The sequence below is a fragment of the Thalassospira sp. CA1 genome (genome assembly GCF_059052855.1).
In genome coordinates this window covers 22019-38123 of sequence record NZ_JBZCIA010000009.1, presented here as the reverse complement: position 1 = coordinate 38123, position 16105 = coordinate 22019, and the positions used below count along the sequence as shown (strand labels likewise).

General features: G+C 55.2%; 15 protein-coding genes. 6 read left to right on the top strand and 9 right to left on the bottom strand.

Going from position 1 to position 16105, the window contains the following annotated elements; translation table 11 throughout:
* Positions 1-23 precede the first annotated feature (23 nt).
* Entirely contained in the window at positions 24-992 is a 969-nt protein-coding gene (locus tag AC5Q5A_RS14935; protein WP_008891921.1) for a TAXI family TRAP transporter solute-binding subunit, read from the bottom strand.
* A gap of 138 nt (positions 993-1130) precedes the next feature.
* On the opposite strand from AC5Q5A_RS14935, the gene AC5Q5A_RS14930 reads away from it, so the two are divergent.
* Together AC5Q5A_RS14930 and hpt are read left to right on the top strand one after the other, a co-directional pair.
* The gene (locus tag AC5Q5A_RS14930) at positions 1131-2084 is read left to right on the top strand and encodes a LysR family transcriptional regulator (RefSeq protein WP_493895762.1); all 954 of its coding nucleotides are present in this window, start codon (positions 1131-1133) and stop codon (positions 2082-2084) included.
* A 211-nt stretch (positions 2085-2295) separates the two neighbouring features.
* On the top strand, positions 2296-2832 hold the full coding sequence (gene hpt, locus AC5Q5A_RS14925) for a hypoxanthine phosphoribosyltransferase (protein ID WP_008891923.1): 537 nt from the start codon (positions 2296-2298) through the stop codon (positions 2830-2832).
* 42 nt (positions 2833-2874) lie between these two features.
* Here hpt and AC5Q5A_RS14920 read toward each other — a convergent pair whose 3' ends face one another.
* From AC5Q5A_RS14920 to pobA, 3 genes are all read right to left on the bottom strand, one after another.
* Positions 2875-3366 carry a hypothetical protein gene (locus AC5Q5A_RS14920; protein ID WP_493895761.1) on the bottom strand — a complete coding sequence of 164 codons (492 nt, stop codon included), beginning with the start codon at positions 3364-3366 and terminating at the stop codon, positions 2875-2877.
* Positions 3363-3656: an ElaB/YgaM/YqjD family protein gene (locus AC5Q5A_RS14915; protein WP_286791156.1), complete on the bottom strand. Its 294-nt coding sequence runs from the start codon at positions 3654-3656 to the stop codon at positions 3363-3365. The genes AC5Q5A_RS14920 and AC5Q5A_RS14915 overlap by 4 nt, the downstream gene beginning before the upstream one ends.
* A gap of 243 nt (positions 3657-3899) precedes the next feature.
* Entirely contained in the window at positions 3900-5066 is a 1167-nt protein-coding gene (gene pobA / locus AC5Q5A_RS14910; protein ID WP_338180119.1) for a 4-hydroxybenzoate 3-monooxygenase, read from the bottom strand.
* Between the two features lie 382 nt (positions 5067-5448).
* On the opposite strand from pobA, the gene AC5Q5A_RS14905 reads away from it, so the two are divergent.
* Entirely contained in the window at positions 5449-6303 is an 855-nt protein-coding gene (locus AC5Q5A_RS14905) for an HAD-IIB family hydrolase (protein ID WP_493895760.1), read from the top strand.
* On the top strand, positions 6296-7528 hold the full coding sequence (locus AC5Q5A_RS14900) for a glycosyltransferase family protein (protein WP_008891928.1): 1233 nt from the start codon (positions 6296-6298) through the stop codon (positions 7526-7528). Before AC5Q5A_RS14905 ends, AC5Q5A_RS14900 begins: the two co-directional genes overlap by 8 nt.
* A gap of 17 nt (positions 7529-7545) precedes the next feature.
* On the opposite strand, the gene AC5Q5A_RS14895 is transcribed toward AC5Q5A_RS14900, so the two are convergent.
* The 4 genes from AC5Q5A_RS14895 to AC5Q5A_RS14880 all read right to left on the bottom strand — a co-directional run bounded on the left by AC5Q5A_RS14895 (position 7546) and on the right by AC5Q5A_RS14880 (position 12798).
* A complete protein-coding gene (locus AC5Q5A_RS14895; RefSeq protein WP_493895759.1) occupies positions 7546-8073 on the bottom strand; it encodes a PAS domain-containing protein in 528 nt (175 codons plus the stop codon).
* 60 nt (positions 8074-8133) lie between these two features.
* Complete coding sequence (locus tag AC5Q5A_RS14890; protein ID WP_493895758.1) at positions 8134-8619, bottom strand: hypothetical protein; 486 nt, start codon at positions 8617-8619, stop codon at positions 8134-8136.
* Positions 8620-8826: 207 nt separating this feature from the next.
* Complete coding sequence (locus tag AC5Q5A_RS14885) at positions 8827-10641, bottom strand: alpha-amylase family glycosyl hydrolase (protein ID WP_493895757.1); 1815 nt, start codon at positions 10639-10641, stop codon at positions 8827-8829.
* 429 nt (positions 10642-11070) lie between these two features.
* On the bottom strand, positions 11071-12798 hold the full coding sequence (locus tag AC5Q5A_RS14880; RefSeq protein WP_493895756.1) for a thiamine pyrophosphate-requiring protein: 1728 nt from the start codon (positions 12796-12798) through the stop codon (positions 11071-11073).
* A gap of 142 nt (positions 12799-12940) precedes the next feature.
* Between AC5Q5A_RS14880 and AC5Q5A_RS14875 the strand changes: the two genes are divergently transcribed.
* Complete coding sequence (locus AC5Q5A_RS14875; RefSeq protein ID WP_493895755.1) at positions 12941-13702, top strand: IclR family transcriptional regulator; 762 nt, start codon at positions 12941-12943, stop codon at positions 13700-13702.
* Here AC5Q5A_RS14875 and AC5Q5A_RS14870 read toward each other — a convergent pair.
* The gene (locus tag AC5Q5A_RS14870; RefSeq protein ID WP_493895754.1) at positions 13687-14703 is read right to left on the bottom strand and encodes an AraC family transcriptional regulator; all 1017 of its coding nucleotides are present in this window, start codon (positions 14701-14703) and stop codon (positions 13687-13689) included. The two genes, AC5Q5A_RS14875 and AC5Q5A_RS14870, sit on opposite strands and share 16 nt — an antisense overlap.
* A 107-nt stretch (positions 14704-14810) precedes the next feature.
* Here AC5Q5A_RS14870 and AC5Q5A_RS14865 point away from each other — a divergent pair, with 107 nt between their 5' ends.
* The gene (locus AC5Q5A_RS14865; RefSeq protein WP_493895753.1) at positions 14811-16028 is read left to right on the top strand and encodes an MFS transporter; all 1218 of its coding nucleotides are present in this window, start codon (positions 14811-14813) and stop codon (positions 16026-16028) included.
* Positions 16029-16105: the final 77 nt, after the last annotated feature.

The window sequence follows — 16105 nt, the reverse complement described above, 5'->3', positions numbered from 1 at the left end:
CCTCTAAGAGTTCCGGTTTCTTGTTATTTGGACGGATCGAGTTTGGCCGGGATATCGTAGCCGTTCTCGCGGAACCATTTCGCAGCCCCGGGATGCAGCGGGATTGTCGCATACTGCAAGGTCAGTTCGGCCAGATTGACGCCTTTGACACTTGCCATTGCCGTGCCCTGCACTTCCGTATCCGACATGATTGCGTCGACAATCTTGTAGGCAGCATCTTCGGACAGGCTTGCACCTGCACCAACACCGACACCAAAGCTCCAGGTGGAATAGGCATCAACACCGTCTGCGGCACCTTCGGGGATATCAACGACCGAGATATCAGGCATCTTTTCAATCAGGGCCTGTTTCTGATCGTCGGTCAGGCTCAGCACCTTGATCGGTGTAAATGTTGCGATATCAAGCGTGGAGCTATCAAGTTTAAGACCGGCACCGGATTTCACATAACCGGTAACACGGTTGTCCTTGATCATGTCGACAACATCGGTGGTCGACCCGCGTACATATTCCGCCGAAAGGCCAAGGGCCTCGAACACGGCCTCTGTCGTGCTTTCGGTTGCCGATCCCTTGATACCGGGATTAAAGCGCTTGTCTGCAAGATCGGAAAGCGTCGCGATACCTGAATCTTCGCGCACAATCACGTTCTGCGGTGCACCGGTATAAACCCACAACAGACCAAGGCCGTCCATCGCGCGACCGTCAAAGGCCTTGGTCCCGGCATGGGCGTGTTGGGCAACGTTGGTCGTGACCAGACCAAGGTCGATCTGATCGCGTTCAATACGACGCAGGTTGTCCATCGTCGCACCGGTTTCAACAACGGATGCCTCGATACCATTGTCGGCATCGTTGATCAGCTTGGCCACAGAAACAAAATAGCCGTAATGCGAAGATGATGCAGACGTCGAGCCGATCAGCAGCTTTTCCTGTGCGAAAGCCGGCACCGACAAACCAAAGGCGAGCACGCCCGCCAGGGCGAGTTTTGAAAGTTTCATAATGTATTCCTCCCTATGCCGTCATCGGCATGTTTAACGTTCCGTCGGCAAGTCTTGTGCTTGGTTGTTTTTGGACGGACCGAAAGTGTCGACCAGTTTCTTTGTTGCAGGAAGATCAAATAATGAGATAATTGATGCATGAAACGCATCAATCTTGATACCGAAGAAATAAGATCCTTCTGTCTTCTTGCCGAAACGGGCAGTTTTCGCAAGACGGCTCAACGACTTGGCATCTCGGGATCAACGCTCAGTCGGCAAATCAGCCGGATCGAAGACCGCACGCAGGCGCGGCTTTTTGACCGCGACACACGAAATGTTGCACTGACCGAACAGGGCAAGATGTTTCTCAGACTGGCGGAAAGGATCCTTAATACCACTGATTCCGCCCTCGACGAATTTGACACCTACCTCAATACCAAACGCGGGAAACTGACCATCGCTGGCCTGCCATCGGTAACGGCCGGACTGCTGCCACCGCTGATTGCCGAATTCATGCAAGCCCACCCGAATGTTGATGTTCAGCTAAATGACATGCTGTCCGAGGGGGTTTTGCGCGAAGTCGAAATGGGGCGTGCCGATATCGGCTTCACCGCCGATGTGGTCGAGGACACCGATAACCTGTCCTTCCAACGATTGCTGAGCGACCGTTTCATCGCCGTCGGGGCACCGGGCGGTTTTCTTGACGAAAACCGGACCTATCAATGGGAAGAAATCCTGTCGCAGCCAATGGTGGCAATGTCGCGTGAAACAAGTGTGCGCTCGATCATTGATGCCGCCTGCACCCAGCACGGCTTTGCCTTTCACCCCCGATTTGAGGTGGCCCATCTGGCAACCGCGGGCGCGCTTGTGTCGCAGGGGCTCTGTATCACGGCCTTGCCGTCCTTGACGCTTCCGGTTCTGGGTCGTGCCCCGCTTGTTTTCCGGCAACTGGAAAGCCCGGTTTTGTTGCGCCATATCGGTCTGATCTGGCGATCGGGGCGTACCTTGCCCCCGGCGGCACAGGCATTCTTGCATCTGGTGCGAAGCCGCAACCTCAAATCACTGGTCGCACATCTGGCCACTGAAAACGCAACTGAAGACACAGTGGCATAGCGGCCTTCGGGTACATTTGCCATTTAGCTGAAAGCACAGAAGCGATTTCGCACCCATTGCGGACAAATCCACAGCTTAATTCCCCCCATGCGCGATAACATCTCCAAGCTTGGAAGGATTATACTTCTGTTACCATTCACAGGCTGGTCATCGTGACCGGCTTGTGCTAGCAAGCGAAGCATCACACCATAACGCTTCAGGACCGGAATTTATGGCCGATTATGATGTCAAGCCGCTGATAACGGCGGACGAGATTGCCACCAAGATCGATGCGCTTGCCGCCGAGATCAATGAAAGCTTCAAGGATACCGAAAAGCTGATTGTTGTCGGCCTGCTGCGCGGCTCCTTTGTTTTCATCGCCGATCTGGTACGCAAACTGACCGTACCGGTCGAAGTCGACTTCATGGTCGCATCCAGCTATGGCGATTCCACGGAAAGTTCGCGCAATGTGCGCATCGTCAAGGACCTTGATGGTCAGATCCGTGGCAAGGATGTCGTGCTGGTCGAAGACATCATTGATACCGGCTACACCCTGTCGGAAGTGGTTCGGCTTCTGAAAACCCGCGATCCGAACCGTCTGGAAATCTGCACGCTTTTGAACAAACCGTCGCGCCGCGAAGTTGAAATCCCGATTGATTTCTGCGGCTTTGATATCCCTGACGAATTCGTGGTCGGTTATGGCATCGATTATGCCCAGAACAACCGCAACCTGCCCTTTATCGGCACGGTCCATTTCCACGGCGAATAAGCCGGGCGAAAACAGCATTAAAAAGGCGGGCAGCTTGATCAGCTATCCCGCCTTTTTTGTATTCGGATCATGGTGCGCTTCTTGGGTTTCCATCTGTCCCTTCGGGGGATCAAAAATACCAAGAGCAGCAAGGTCGGTAACCATTTTATCAAACCCCGATTGCATGCGCGGTTTGTTGCCCTGGCCAGTGGCATAGCCGGTCATGGCCGAATGCACCAAAAGATCAAACAGCATGTCATCTTCGGTTTTTTGCCTGCGCGCAGCATCGTCATGCACGGCTGCGGGATCAACCGCATCGCCGGGATCACGCTGCAACATGATGGCAAGGGCAACCAGCCCCAGCGTCACCAGCGTACCGCCAATCGCCATGGCAGCAGCAATCGCGCCAAAGGATGCGGCAATCGCCATATAGATGGCCGCCAGCAAGAAGCCTGCCCCGATCAACATCACAATTGCGATCGCGGCAAAAGCCGCGCCCTTTCGGACCGCGGCCCTTGCCTGATCGACAAGTATGTCGGTCAGCTGATCAATCATTTCTGCAGCAGACGTCCGATAAGCAGGCCGACACCAAAGGTCACGGCTACAGATGCCAGCGGGTTCTCGCGAACCTGATCCACAGCCACACCGCGTGCATGATCAAACTGATCACGCGCCTGACCGGTCACTTCACGAATGCGCTCCGCAGCTGCCTGCGTTCTGGTCTCTGCCGCCTGACCACCCATCGTCTTCAGGGTTTTGGTGATTTCGGCCAGATCGCTGCGCAGGGCATCGACATCCGCCTGCAGTTTTGCATTATCAGCAGTCGTCTCGGTCTTGGTCGCCATGGTTTTCTCCTATTGTCTTGAAAACAGCAACACACAGGAAACGTGCGGACATGGCATAAGGTTCCCCAACCAATTGTGATGATTTCGGGGCATAACGGTTTGACCATAAATAAAAACCCGGCAACCGACGCCAAAAAGAAACGGTCCGCGTGGGTTGCGGACCGTTTCATGACCTGTCGGACTTCTGGGCGGAAATGGAGAGCGGGACTTCTCCGTCGGGGGTGGGTATCCCCGTTACGCAGATCAGTAAGGCAGACCGACGTAATTTTCCGACAGGGTTTTGAGACCTGCTTTTGACGACAGGATATATTCAAGCTCTGCATTGCGAATACGACCATCAAATTCATTCTGGTCATCAAAGGTATGCAGCATGGATGTCATCCACCACGAGAACCGCTCTGCCTTCCAGACACGGGCCAATGCCGTATCGGAATAGCTTGCCAGCAGATCTTCGCGGTTGGATTTGTATTTTGCGATCAATGCTTCGGACAGGTAGTGAACGTCACTCGCCGCAAGGTTAAGGCCCTTGGCACCGGTCGGCGGCACGATATGGGCGGCATCACCGGCAAGGAACAGACGGCCATGCTGCATCGGTTCGGCAACAAAACTGCGCAGCGGCGCGATGCTTTTTTCGAACACTTCGCCTTCATTGACCAGTTCGGCGTCCTCTTCACCAAGACGGGTGCGAAGCTCGTTCCAGAACCGATCATCTGACCAGTCTTCGATCTTGTCCGTCATCGGTACCTGGACATAGTGGCGCACAACCTTGTCCGAACGCATCGAACACAGCGCAAAGCCACGGTCATGCTTGGCATAAATCAGTTCTTCGGCAACCGGCTTTGCATGGGCCAGAACGCCCAGCCAACCGAACGGATAGACCTTTTCGAACTCCTTGACGCCCGGCAGGGTCTTGCGACCGACGCCGTGGAAACCGTCACACGCCGCAATATAGTCGCACGTCAGTTCAAGCGCGTTGCCATCCTTGACATATCGAACACTTGGCGTGTCGCCATTGATATCATGCAGACTGACATCTTCGGCTTCAAAAATGATTTCGCCGCCGTGATCAAGGCGCGCCTGGATCAGGTCCTTGGTGACCTCTGTCTGGCCATACACCATGACGGTCGAACCACCGGTGAGTTCTTCGATATTCACATGCGTGCGCTTGCCATTGACGCTGATATAGATGCCGCCATGGATGATGCCTTCCTTGTTCATACGGGCATCAACGCCAACACGTTTCATCAGATCGACCGTTCCCATTTCAAGAACGCCTGCACGAATGCGACCTTCGACATACTCGCGGCTTTTGCGTTCCAGAATGATGGACTCGATCCCCTGCACGTGCAGCAGATGTGACAGCAGCAGACCAGCCGGGCCCGAACCAACGATAACGACAGGGACATGCATGACGATTTCCTCACAAGATCACGGTTTTTGGTTCTGTTTTTGAATTGGAACAAGAACCGTTCCATTGCGGAAAGAATACGCTTGTTACTGTAAGGACAGAATGGACAAACCGGGATAATGATTGGACAAATCGAACATGTATTTGATTTTGGTTATACCTTGTGCGTGATCTGGTTCTAACCATCAAACGGACGCCCTGTCGCCAAAGGCCGATCCTTGTCTGGGAACAAGCGTAATAGTGCCGGAAAATTCATCGCATTTGTCATCGTGATGAAAAATTCATCCTGTGAACTGTCGATCCTTTGTCAGCACTATGCTAAGTTGTTTCTTTCGGCCCTGCACAATGGCCAAAAACCCCTTAAAACCGCGACAGAACGGGAAGATGCCTCAAAGCCGCGCCATCGCCATTTTCACAGATCTTGACGGCACATTGCTTGATCATGACACCTATAGCTGGACGGATGCCCGCCCCGCACTGGATCGGCTGAAGCAGCTTTCCATCCCCCTGATCGCGGTATCTTCAAAAACACTTGCCGAACTGGAACATATCAATCAGACATCCGGTCTGTTTGACGGACTTATCGGCGAAAACGGCGGCGTTATCGCGCTGAATGGCAATGTCGAACAATATGGCCCGGCCAGCGAAACTGTTGATCGCACCCGCGAAGAAATCAAGTCGGCCGTCACGGTCCCGGTCGAAAGCTTTCGCACCGTAAGCCCGGAAATCATCGCAACAGAAACCGGCTTGCCACTTGAAGACGCCATTCGCGCCGGGCAGCGTCATTGCTCAGACCCGCTGATCTGGCAGCCTGCAGCCAAGGACATCGCAGTAGCCCGCAAGATCGCCGAAAAGCATGATTTGACGCTGGTGAAAGGTGGACGGTTCCACACTTTGTGCGGCCCATCAAGCAAGGGACAAGCCATGCGACGCATGGTCGAACGCCTGAGCGTCACCTGGCTTGAGGATGCGCCTAAAAACAAACGCCAGCAACGCTTTACGACGATAGCACTTGGAGATTCCCCGAACGATATCCCCATGCTGGCCGAGGCAGACTATGCCGTTCAAATCCCATCAAAGCATGGCAAACGCAGTATGCCGTTGCTCGACCATCCCAACCTGCGCATTGCCCCCAAACCGGGACCGGCGGGATGGAACGAAGCGGTTAACGACATTCTGGATCAGATAATAGGTCCTGACCCTAATACCAATAAAAACAGCGAGGTACTTCATGGCTGATTTCCATCAGGGTGGCCCGATCACAACCCTTCATCGCATTCTTGACCGAAACCCGGAAGAACTCGCCTATGAAATGAACGCCTTTGCCCGCCAACGGCGTCAGACCCTTATTCTGCCCTGCCTGTATTCCGAATTGGAAACACCGGCGATGACAACAATTGTCGAGGGGCTGAAACAGGCAACCTATATCGACCAGATCGTTGTCGGGCTCGATCGCGCCGATGCGCAGCAATACCTTCATGCGCGCGAGTTCTTCAAGGATCTGCCGCAGCATGTCCGTATTCTTTGGAATGACGGGCCGCGCTTACGCAGCGTTCATGACCGCCTGAATGAAAACAATCTGGCCCGTTATGAACCGGGCAAGGGTCGTAACGTTTGGTACTGCCTTGGCTATACGCTGGCATCCGGGCGAAGCTCTGTTATCGGCATTCATGATTGTGATATCGCGACCTATACGCCCGATCTTCCGGCAAAGCTGATGTATCCAATTGCCAACCCGGCATTCAACTTTGCCTTTGCCAAGGGCTATTACGCGCGTGTTGCCAATGGCACGCTTAAGGGCCGCGTTTGCCGCCTGTTTGTCACACCGTTGATCCGTGCGCTTAAGCAGGTTGTCGGCAAAACCGATTTCCTCAACTATCTTGATTGCTTCCGCTATGCGCTGTCGGGCGAAATGGCGATCAGAACCGATGTGGCCTATGGCCTGCGAGTCGCATCCGACTGGGGCCTTGAAGTTTCGATGCTCTCGGAGATGTATCGTAATCACACGGTTCATCGTCTGGCCCAGGTCGATATCGCCGATATCTATGACCACAAGCACCGCGAGTTTGATCCGGCGCAAAAAGATGACGGCCTGTCACGCATGGCAAGTGACATCGCCAAATCCCTGTTCCGTAAACTGGCAACCCAGGGCACGGTCTTCACCCCGGAAACCTTCCGCACGCTCAAGGCAACCTATTACCGGGCTGCCCTTGACCTGATTGAACAATACCGCGCCGATGCGCTGTTTAACGGGCTCAAGATCAACCGTGACGAAGAAGAAAACTGTGTCGAAGTCCTGTCCGAAGTCATCATCAGTGCCGGTCAGCACTATCTTGAAAACCCGCTGGAAAGCCCGTTTATCCCAAGCTGGCAGCGTGTTGAAAGTGCCATGGGCGACATCTTCGAACAGCTTTCAGCTGCGGTTGAAGATGACCTCAACGACATGGATATTGGCAAGGCATAGCGCGGAAGTGATCGCGCCTAATCATCGACCGGAAAAATCGCAAGGAAGATCTGAATAACATCTTCCTTGCCCGGTTTTTGCAGCAGAACCGGCAAAAGCAACCGTATGCCGCTTTGCCATTCCCTTTGAAAAATTCGCAAATGATGGATCTGTGGTCGGCCCGTGGTTCTGACCTCGGTCATCGCTGCATGCAGTCCGCCTGAAAAGCGGCAATCGACTTCGCGGGCAAACGCACCGCGCCAGTTTTCACCGGTCAGTGCGATAATATTCTCGCCTTCAATCAGTATCTGAAAATCGTCCTTTTCCGGGAGATATTCATAGATAGAAATATCGTCGATCCAAGGGATTAGGTTATCAGGCTGGAAATCTGATCGTGTGGGAATATTGTGCTCTGACGCATGTGCGTTCCAGAAATCCAGAAGAGCCTGCGCCGCAGGCGACGCATCATCATCAAGATATGTTAACGGGATTTCCTTTTCACCACCAAGCTTTGCCATACCATTCCCAGTCACACTGACATCAGATGCATCCATCCAGACATGCATTGGATCCGTGTCCCTTTCTTTATCCACGTGGGGCGCGGCACCATGCAAAACAAGCGGGCGTTAGTCCGTCTCGCTTTGCCCGCGATAGAGAAAATGGGTAACAAAGACCTGCTGGATCACCTTGCCAGCCCGGTCGGTGGTCTGGACCGGCAACATCACGCGCAGCCATTCCTCCCAAACCATACGTTCATGGCCGACACGATGAAAGGCAGGCTTTCCGGTATCAATCACTTCCAGAAGCGTTGGATACACCGTGGTGCCGAAATCGAGATCAATCTGGCGCGGCGAGCACCCCTGATAACATTCGCCACTGGCGGCAATGATATTGGGTGCATCAATACGGATTATGAAATCACGTTTTTCGGGAAGGAATTCATAGATGCAGATGTCATCGATCCATTGCGACAGAACACCTGCATTCAGACGCTTGCGGTCGGGGATCTGCCCGTTACGTGCCGCATCCCACCAGATTTCCACATATGCCCGAACGCGGTAATCCGTATCATCGGGCAAATGAAGAACCCGAACTTCCTGCGCATAAGCCATTGCGCGTCCTGCCCCTTGATCTCCCTTAATCCGGGCCACGAATACAGGAAAGACATACTGCTCTGCAATAGCGATTCATCACGCCACGCTCAACCGATAATCAAATGATTATAAGCAGCACTACAAGGTACGGAAAATCCGCAGAGTTTTGCTACTTTGCGTCGGAAAAATCCCCAAGAAAACGTCCGCTATTTTGAACGCAAGCCCCTAAACCGGCATCGCATCCCGATAGCGTTGCAGAAGGCGGCTTTCGGTGCGGTTGCGGCCGTCCATGTTGGAGATCCAGACGATCTGGTAAGGTGCCAGTTTCATCACGCCGTTATAGTCTTCTACGACCTGTTGCGTGATCAGGTCCTGCCAGCCTTCGGTCATGATCAGGTTGATCTTGGATAGATCAAGGTCTTGGGGCTTTTCAGTCAGGTTAAAGACGCAGAAAATGCTTTGTTCATTAAGATGCGATTGCCGCCAGACACCCAGAAGTTCCGAGCCAAGATTAAGCGTATATTGCGTGGCATTCGGGTGGAAGGCCGGTTGTCCCTGACGGATCGACATCAGCGCGCGCAACTGATCAAACGCCGAGCGTGCCACACCCTCGCGTGACAGCGTTTCCTCGGCATCATCAAGCTTCCAGATTTTGCGGTTCAGACGCCTTGGAATACCGGTTTCCTCATAAGCCTTCTGATCGTTTTCAGTTGCCAGAATGGTCTGGATATAGATCGCCGGAATGCCTTCGAGCGACATGGCAATCGCCTGACTCATCACAAAGCGTTCAAGCCCCATGGCGGCCTCACCGGCGAAGTTTTGTGCCAGCATGCTAAACAGCGTGACATTGAGCTCATAGGGTTTCTGCCCACCGCCCTTGAGTGCGCGGTAACTGACCTGCCCGCCCATCTTGACCGCATGATCGCGCAGGCCTTCGATATCTTCATCCGGGATCAGGTTCTCGGCCGGGCGCAGGCCGATGCCATCGTGGCTGGCGGTAAAGTTAAAGAAGGTACAGCCCGCAGGCGCCGGTGGCATTGCCATGATGCATTTGCGGATAAAATCGCTCCGCCCACTCAGCAACGCATGAATGATCACCGGCGGCAGCGAGAAGTTATAAATCAGGTGCGCTTCGTCCTGATTGCCAAAGTAAGACAGGTTTTCAAGCAGCGGCAGGTTGGTTTCGGTAATGAACAACACATCAGGATGAACCGCATTACACGCCAGACGCATCGCCTTGATCAGTTTGTGGGTCTGATCAAGGTTTATCGAGGTCGTGCCGACTTCCTTCCAGATAAAGCCGATGGCATCCAACCGAACCACGCGCACGCCGTGTTTGAGGTAGTTCAGAACGACCCGGAGCATCTCAAAGAATACGTCCGGATTGCCGTAATCCAGATCGACCTGGTCATAGCTAAAGGTGCACCAGACCTGCTTCTCGCCCTGCTTGGTCACCACGTGATTGAGCAACGCATGACTGCGCGGGCGGACGACATCGGAAAGGTCATCTTCAAGATTTGCCGTCTTGATGTAATCAATACCGGGCTTTTCGCCTGCCAGAAACTGCTGATACCACGGGTGGGATGCCGAAATATGGTTGGCGACTAGATCGGCCATCACGGTTGCGTGCTGTGATAGTTCCTCGACATCGCTCCAGTCGCCGAGTTCCGGGCGCAGCATGTCAAAGTCGCTAACCGAAAAGCCGTCATCGGATGTGAACGGATGGAACGGCAGGATATGAATCCCCGTCAGCCAGTCTTTCAGCCATTTGCGATGAAACTCGCCAAGGCTTTGCAGCCCCTTTTTACCGTCCTGCTGGATGCTGTCGCCATAGGTGATCAGAAATGCATCGCGCTGATCCCATTTGCGCAAATATTCCTCGCAGGGTTCCGGCCCGTCGCCCTCAATCGGCAAGCCAAGAACTTCAAAAACCCGACGCACCAAATCCGCTTGATCGTGCCCGGGATACACATCCGCAAGGAGGTTGCGCATCGCGCTTGCAAACGCGATACGTCCCGATGTTCCAACGACACGATCCATAATGGTTCCTTCCGGGTAGGCAATTCAAATGATCAGGGTCAGGACTTACGAATTTGGTTTCAATGGTTCACCGGATTTGTGCGGATACGCGAAGCAAAGCCGCAGGAAGATGTAAATCTTTCAAGGCTTTGCGACAAAGTAGACCGTGCAAATCCGGTGAATCCGAAGGACAGACGTTATATTTGCACCCTCCTGCGTCAAACCCCTTGGCCGGGATACCACCCCGCCCTGCGGGCTTTTCCTTTGATTTCACAAATATAACGTCTGCCATTCAAATCAAACTCGTAAGTCCTGACCCTGCCAATGAAATAATGAAATTGCCTGCGATGCAAGCAGGCATTTTGCGATGCCACAATACAGTGCATCTGATCAAAACGATGACGCCCGACAATATGCCGGGCGCCGATCATTAATGACATAAGCAGTCGGTTAAGGCGCAATCGTTACCTCAACAAACGCATGGGTACGGTTGGTGTCGATATGCTGGATCGCATCACGCAGGATATCGGGCAGGTCTTCCGCCCGTTTGGCCTTGGCGACCCAGGCGCGGCTGGCCTCGGCGACCTTGGTGAAATCAGGGCTGGGCTTAAGGGCTGTTAGCGGCATTTCATTGGTTTTGGCCGCATAACCATCGGGATACATCCCCGTCACGGACTGTCGCACCGCCCCCCATTCATTGTTATTAAGCACCAAAATCAGGATCGGAAGCTCCAACGCCTCGGCAATCTGATGACAGGCCGTCGGGTTGGCAAACATATAGGATCCATCCCCCATGGTCGCGACAACCAGTTTGTTCTTGTCGGCCAACTGATAGCCCATCGCCGCCGGGAAGGACCAACCAAGCCCGCCGGAATGCGGTTCCTGATACCAGCTGCTGTGTTCCGAAAGCGAAAGCGGCTCAAGCGGGCACCCCAGTTCGGAAAACACCGTCGCCGGTCGCCCGGAAATCGCATCGGACAGACAGCGTGATACATAGGCCTTGGTCATCGGATCCACCGCCCCGGCATCGGCCGCCGCCAACGCTTTTTTACGGGTTTCGGCGTTGATGGCAGCAACCTTGGCCCGACGATCATGGCAAACAGGTTTGTGGTCGTCATGACGTTGATCCATGGCATCCGCCAGCATCAAGATCACGTCGCCGGTTTCACCGACAAGCGAGACATCGGCGGGAAAGTTCCGCCCCGGGAAGCGCGAATAAAGCGGGTTCTGACCGATCTGAATGACTTTGCAGTCATCACGCAACTCATGGATATCGGGCGACCAGGGTGCGAGGCAATCGATCACCACCACCGCATCAGCATCTTTAAGCCACGGTGCCGGATCCATCCCGGCAAACATCGGATGTTCGGTGCCAATCGCAAGCTGGATCGCCCAGTACTGCACCACCGGAATGCCCCACTGATCCACCAGATCACCAAAACGCCCAAACGCCTCGGCTGTGCCCATGCCGCGCTGGGCAATGATCACCGGGTTCTTGGCATTGGCCAGAATGTCGGCTGCCTGTTCCACCACGGCCTGTGGCGGGGCGACCGGCACCGGCTGCATGCGAAGCGGCCCGTCGATCTGATCGCTTGGGCACGGTTCGCACAAAACTTCGCGCGGCAGGCTGACATAGGTCGGCCCCTTGGGCACCGATGACGCAATGGCGTAGGCACGGTCGACAACATCTGGCACCTGTTCGGGGAATTTAAGCTCGTACTCCCATTTCGTGCTTTCGCGCACGAGTGCGGCCTGATCGCGCATTTCCTGGCCCCAGCCAATCGGCACGGTGCGCGCACCCAGACGCCCCTTTTCCATCACCGGCGTTCTGCCCGACATCAAGACGACCGGCACATGTTCGGTCGCGGCATTGATCGCGCCAATCGCACAGTTGGCAAGGCCGACATTGGTGTGCGCCATCACGGCCTGCGTCTTGCCGGTCGCAAGGTAATAGCCATGCGCCATGCCCATCGCGGCATTTTCGTGCGGCATGATCAGCGCGTGCGGCAGGTCAATATCCTTTGCCGCCGCCTCGGCCAGGCCTTCGATGATCGGCGGGAAGTCAGTCCCGGAATTGGCAAAGATATAATCAATCCCGATGGCCTTCATACGGGCCAGGACCGCCCCACCGGCGGTCAGGGTGAGTTGGCCGGGATTTTCCTGCTTGTCGCTTTTCATCAGACGCCTCTTGCTTTCCGGGCGCATGCCCGTTATTTCTATAGTTGAAATATGATTTATAATATAGTTTATTATTGAAATCCGGTGGTCGTCAAGACGGCACAGCGGTGCCCGATCTGTTTGCGTGGAGAAAAACGACCCGATGACCAGCCAACTCAATGGCTCCGTGCTCAAGGCCTTTAAAATTCTTGATCTGTTTGCGGCGGGACAAAGTGAACTGACCGCAAAGGAAACCGCCGATGCGCTGGGCATCAACATGATCACTGCCCACCGGTTTCTGCACACGCTGGTGCATGCCGGGGCATTGCGGGTGACGTCACGCGGGGTTTTCAGGTTGGGCTATATGTTTGCCGATCTGGGTGATCGTGTTTTGCATGATGGCAATCTGCCAACCATCCTGCAGCCGATCCTTGATCAGCTGGCGCGCGATACAGGCGAAGCCTGCATGGCAACCGAATTTGATCGCGACGCAGCGGTCTGCATTGCCAAGGCCCTGCCCGACCGGGCGCTTTATGTCGATATCCGGATTGGGTCGCGCCTTGATGCCTTTTGCACAGCACATGGCAAACTGTGGCTGGCGCATCTCAGCCCCGATGATCAGGACCGCTATTTCAAAAATGCCAGCCTTAAAGGAATGACGGATCACACCATCACCGATCTTGATGATCTAAGGACCGAACTTGCCCACATCCGTGATCAGGGCTTTTCCACCAATAATGGCGAGCGCGAAAAAGACATCTATGCCATCGCCGTGCCGGTCCTGAGCAAACATGGCAATATGATCTCGGCCTTTTCGGTGTTTGGTGCATCCCCGGCAACACTGGCGCAAAATCGCGAAGCCTTGCTGGCAAAGCTTCAAGCCGCCGCAAAAAGCGCACAGCACGTCCTTTACGGCGATGCGTAATCAATATGGCGGATGGCACCGGGCGACTTCCCGGTTGTGCGCTTGAACGCCCGGCTGAATGCCGCGACCGAGGCATAGCCAAGACGATCCGCCACCTCATCCAAGGAAAGGTTTTCCCGACCGATCCATTGGCTGGCCAGCCGCATCCGCAAGTTGGTCAGATATTGCTGCGGTGTTGATTTGGTAAGCATCGCGAACCGCTCTGCAAAGACAGACCGCGACACCCCCATTTCAGATGCCATATCCGCAACCGACCAGCTCCGCCCCGGCTCCTTATGCAGGGCCGCCAGAACACGCGCCAGCTTGGGATCACGGATCGCCTCTACCCAGCCACACACATCACACCCGGTCTCGACCCAGCGCCTTAGGATTGCGGCGGCCACCACATCGGCAAGCCGGGTCAGGATCACGCCATATCCCGGCCGCTTGGCGCGAAGTTCTGCGGTCATCACATCAAGGATCGCCGGGATTTGCGGATCATGATCGGGCACCGTTTCGATATGCATGATTTCCGGCTTGAGGTGGGCCAACGGATGCAGCCAGCCCAAATCAAATTCCATCGCACAGCTGAAAATCAGATTGTCCTTTGATCGGCACACATCGGCTTCGCAGGCGCGGATTTCGGATGCCGCATCACAAAGCGGCGCCTTTTCAAACGCATCAATGCTGCGCATCGCAACACCGTCCTGGCTGTAAAGATCGTGAATGCCCGCACAGGGCAACAACACCGCATCCCCGCAACCCAGAACATGGGTCGCACCACTTTTGGTCCGCAGATGGACCGTGCCCTGCCCGATGAAATGAAACCAGGCGCGGCCATCGTCAATATCCTCGCCAAACCGCAAACCGAACGGGGCGGATATTTCAATGCGACGATAATCAAGCCCGCGCAACCGCACACCGGAAAGCAGTTCATTGACCATGTCATGACCGGCAGGATTGAACTGGCCTTCGATATGATCTGACGGGCTGTTTAGATCTGCATTTGCAATGAGCGACATGACATTCCGGACGATTGATCAATGAATAAAGACAAACTGTCATAGATCGTCCGAACGGTCCAGACTATTTTGGGTGCAATGCAAAACATCAACTCGAAGGACTTCCCATGAGTGAACCACAATCCCGCCCCCAATCGGCCATGGATCAATCGACCGCGCCCGCACCTGCTGCCTGGGCCGCCGTGATTTCCATGACGCTTGGGGTATTCGGGCTGGTCACGGCCGAATTTTTGCCGGTCAGCCTGCTCACCCCGATGGCAGATGATCTGCGCATTACCGAAGGCATGGCCGGTCAGGCCATGTCGGCCACCGCCGTTATGGCCCTGATCACCAGCCTTCTGACCGCGACGGTGACCCGCAAGATCGACCGCCGCTATGTTCTGCTCGGCTTTTCGGTTCTTCTGATTGCCGCGAACATCATGATCGCACAGGCCCCGAACTATGCCATCCTTCTGGCCGGCCGGGTCTTGCTGGGCGTTGCCCTTGGTGGTTTCTGGACCATGTCGGCGGCCATCATCATGCGCCTTGTGCCGGAAAAGAACGTCCCGCGCGCCCTTGCCATCCTGTTTAGCGGCGTTTCCGCCGCCACCGTCTTTGCCGCCCCGCTCGGCAGCTATCTTGGCGATGTCATTGGCTGGCGCAATGTCTTTATGCTGGCCTCCCTGCTGGGTGTTCTGGCCCTTGTCGTGCAATTCGCAACGCTTCCCAAAATGCCGCCGCGCGGGCGTGCGACGCTTCGCACCCTGATCGAGGTCATCAACCGCCCGCGCATGAAATTCGGGCTGTTTTCACTGGTCCTGATCATTACCGGCCATTTCGCATTGTTCACCTATGTCCGCCCGTTCCTTGAAAATGTCTCGGGTGTGACGACGGCGGGTGTCTCGGGCATTTTGCTGGGCTTTGGTGTCGCCAACTTTATCGGCACCTATGTCGGCGGCGCGCTGATTGCACGCTCGCTGCGCATGACCATTGCGCTGATGCCGATGATCATGGGGCTGGCCGGGGTCGGCATGGTCGCCATTGATGGTGCGGTTGCCCCGACCACCGTGCTTGTTGCGATCTGGGGCATGGCCTTTGGCGGTGTGCCGGTCGCATGGTCCACTTGGATCACGCGCACCGTGCCGGATGAGGCCGAAAGCGGCGGCGGACTTCTGGTCGCCGGTTTCCAGCTTGCCATTGCCACCGGTGCCGCAGTCGGCGGCCTTGTCTTTGACACCAGCGGCGCGCTTGGCGTCTTTACGATCGCCGGCTTCCTGCTTCTCGCCGCATCTATCATCGTAACCCTGGGCCTGCGAACCGCCCCTGTTCCCGCCGAACAGGGATAACAGCATCGCCCCAACCCCCACCGATGCCGCATCGGCCCAGCCCGCCCCGGCAGTGTCACCACTGCCGGGGCATTTCT

What these genes read in the sequence shown, in the direction of transcription:
- AC5Q5A_RS14870 (WP_493895754.1), bottom strand. Translation starts at nt 14,703, where the DNA reads ATGTCGCTCATTGCAAATGCAGATCTAAACAGCCCGTCAGATCATATC.
- AC5Q5A_RS14905 (WP_493895760.1), top strand. Translation starts at nt 5,449, where the DNA reads ATGCCTCAAAGCCGCGCCATCGCCATTTTCACAGATCTTGACGGCACA.
- AC5Q5A_RS14935 (WP_008891921.1), bottom strand. Translation starts at nt 992, where the DNA reads ATGAAACTTTCAAAACTCGCCCTGGCGGGCGTGCTCGCCTTTGGTTTG.
- AC5Q5A_RS14920 (WP_493895761.1), bottom strand. Translation starts at nt 3,366, where the DNA reads ATGATTGATCAGCTGACCGACATACTTGTCGATCAGGCAAGGGCCGCG.
- AC5Q5A_RS14865 (WP_493895753.1), top strand. Translation starts at nt 14,811, where the DNA reads ATGAGTGAACCACAATCCCGCCCCCAATCGGCCATGGATCAATCGACC.
- AC5Q5A_RS14885 (WP_493895757.1), bottom strand. Translation starts at nt 10,641, where the DNA reads ATGGATCGTGTCGTTGGAACATCGGGACGTATCGCGTTTGCAAGCGCG.
- AC5Q5A_RS14915 (WP_286791156.1), bottom strand. Translation starts at nt 3,656, where the DNA reads ATGGCGACCAAGACCGAGACGACTGCTGATAATGCAAAACTGCAGGCG.
- AC5Q5A_RS14880 (WP_493895756.1), bottom strand. Translation starts at nt 12,798, where the DNA reads ATGAAAAGCGACAAGCAGGAAAATCCCGGCCAACTCACCCTGACCGCC.
- AC5Q5A_RS14900 (WP_008891928.1), top strand. Translation starts at nt 6,296, where the DNA reads ATGGCTGATTTCCATCAGGGTGGCCCGATCACAACCCTTCATCGCATT.
- hpt (WP_008891923.1), top strand. Translation starts at nt 2,296, where the DNA reads ATGGCCGATTATGATGTCAAGCCGCTGATAACGGCGGACGAGATTGCC.
- AC5Q5A_RS14890 (WP_493895758.1), bottom strand. Translation starts at nt 8,619, where the DNA reads ATGGCTTATGCGCAGGAAGTTCGGGTTCTTCATTTGCCCGATGATACG.
- AC5Q5A_RS14875 (WP_493895755.1), top strand. Translation starts at nt 12,941, where the DNA reads ATGACCAGCCAACTCAATGGCTCCGTGCTCAAGGCCTTTAAAATTCTT.
- pobA (WP_338180119.1), bottom strand. Translation starts at nt 5,066, where the DNA reads ATGCATGTCCCTGTCGTTATCGTTGGTTCGGGCCCGGCTGGTCTGCTG.
- AC5Q5A_RS14930 (WP_493895762.1), top strand. Translation starts at nt 1,131, where the DNA reads ATGAAACGCATCAATCTTGATACCGAAGAAATAAGATCCTTCTGTCTT.
- AC5Q5A_RS14895 (WP_493895759.1), bottom strand. Translation starts at nt 8,073, where the DNA reads ATGCATGTCTGGATGGATGCATCTGATGTCAGTGTGACTGGGAATGGT.